The 1,945-nt window shown below is 45.3% G+C and carries 2 protein-coding genes; one reads left to right on the top strand and one right to left on the bottom strand.

Annotation, left to right across the window (positions count from 1 at the left end; all coding sequences use genetic code 11):
- On the bottom strand, positions 1-1,288 hold a 1,288-nt coding region (locus tag ASC50_RS06500; protein WP_162491150.1), incomplete at its 3' end, for a RagB/SusD family nutrient uptake outer membrane protein.
- Between the two features lie 134 nt (positions 1,289-1,422).
- Here ASC50_RS06500 and ASC50_RS06495 point away from each other — a divergent pair.
- A partial coding sequence (locus ASC50_RS06495) for an IS66 family transposase zinc-finger binding domain-containing protein (protein ID WP_193391225.1) occupies positions 1,423-1,945 on the top strand: 523 nt, incomplete at its 3' end.

Below are 1,945 nucleotides of genomic sequence, written 5' to 3'. Positions count from 1 at the left end.
TATATATCTGATGCTTTGTGCTTTCATTGAAAGTCAGGTCTTCCGTCAAAAGAAGTCCGTTTTTGGTATAGTCCCTCTCCATATTTTTATAGGTGGCACCCAGCACCTGACGCGCATTTTGAGTAGTATTTGCCGCACCGCCGTTGGGATAGGAGGGATAGGCGGGAGTGGTGGAAGTGGCTGCTATGGCAGGAGGAAGCAGCATTTGACCGTCGGTAAAGATTTCAGCATCGTTTACCGCTACATTGGAGTATCCCCATATCAGTTCCTTGTTCCAGGGGTCAGTCATCACCATCCTCAAATCATAATACGTCTTCAGGAGAGTAGAGCCGTTCACGATAGTCTGACTGAGGGGGTAGTCGTCCTGATCGGCCTGCAGTATTCTGCCGTCGTAGTGATACATCTCTACACCGTTTGTCGTGCAAATTTCTATGGCTTCATTGATGGCTTTCAGCGCATCTTCCCATTTAGCCTGTTTTTTAGACTCGTCCTGAGGGAAAAACAACTCGTGGTTATGGTCATAAAAATTGTTGTAATCCCCATTACAGTTGTAGAACGGGCTTGCCCTGTGGAGCAGTACACGCGCCTTGATGGCTCTGGCACCCAACCGGTCTATCTTCCCAAGGTCAACACCTTCCCTTCGTACTACAAGATTGGGTATGGCCTCATCTATTGTCTTGACAATAAAATCGAAGCAGTCGTCGATTTTACTGCGCGGGGCACGTACACTATTCATATCGGCATCAGGCGAGATGGTGTTGGGCACCAGCACGATGGGACCATACTTTTGCAAGAGCAAAAAGTGATAATAGGCTTTGAGAAACATTACCTGTGCTTTCCAGTCCTTTATTTCGGTTTCATTCAAATCCTGCACTCCTTCGATGTTGTCAATGAACGTATTGCAGACGGAAATTCCTTCGTATAAATTTTTCCCACCATTGGTGCCCGTCCATGTTCCCAGATAGGGGTCATCGGGATTCATTTTTCTCTCCATCACCCGCACACCTTTAAATTCTTCGCCGTCGCGGTCATATTCCGCCTGAATCCACTCGTCACCCAGATAATAGTGGGATACCCTCTTGTTATCTCTCGGCATAAAAGAGTAGGCAGTTGCCAGGGCATGAGAAGCCTCTTCTCTCAGGCTGAACATGCTTTCAATAGTCATGCTCTTGTCAGGAACCACATCTAAATAATCATTGCACGATGGAAAGAAAAACATCGCCGCAACCATGAGTGTAGAGACGTGGCGCGCCACGTCTGTACGAATAAATTTTCTAAATGATTTCATAATTTTTAATTTTTTTAATTGTTAATTTTTTGTCTTGAACCGTTACTATACAGCACCTCCCCACAGCGGACTAAAAAAAAACGAATCATCCTGAACTTTAAATACTAAACCGACACTTTTCCCGTTATAGTAATATGGGAGATATAATGGACATAGAGATTTTAGTGAAGACATTGATTGCGGAGGTTCGAACTTTACAAAAGGAGAATGCGATTCAAAAAAAAGCAATTGAGATTCAAGACAAGGAGATCGCCGACTTACGTGCACGCTTGTCCCGCTATGAGCACCCTAAAACCAGTCAGAATAGCCATCTTCCTTCCAGCAAAGACCCTATCGGCACCCAAAAAGTGAACCTTCGCCAAAAGACAGGTCGTCCGGTTGGCGGTCAAAAAGGACATGTAGGCAAAACGCTGACGATGCAAAAACCGGATGAGATAATTGACCTTTGTTCCGATTTTTGCACTCATTGTGGGGCGGATTTGTCCGCAGAGGAAGCAAGCGTGTTGGAAGTTCGTCAAGAAATAGACCTGCCGCCTATTCGTCCCATAGTGAAAGAATATCACAAAATGCGTAAGGTTTGCCAATGTGGTTGGGTTAATGATGGTGAATTTCCGGTAGGGGTTAATTCCAGGATTAGCTATGGTTCCGGCGTTGAAG

The sequence above is a fragment of the Candidatus Symbiothrix dinenymphae genome (assembly GCF_001431085.1).
The sequence above is the reverse complement of the archived record's forward strand: the minus strand, read 5'-3'. Positions and strand labels throughout refer to the sequence as shown.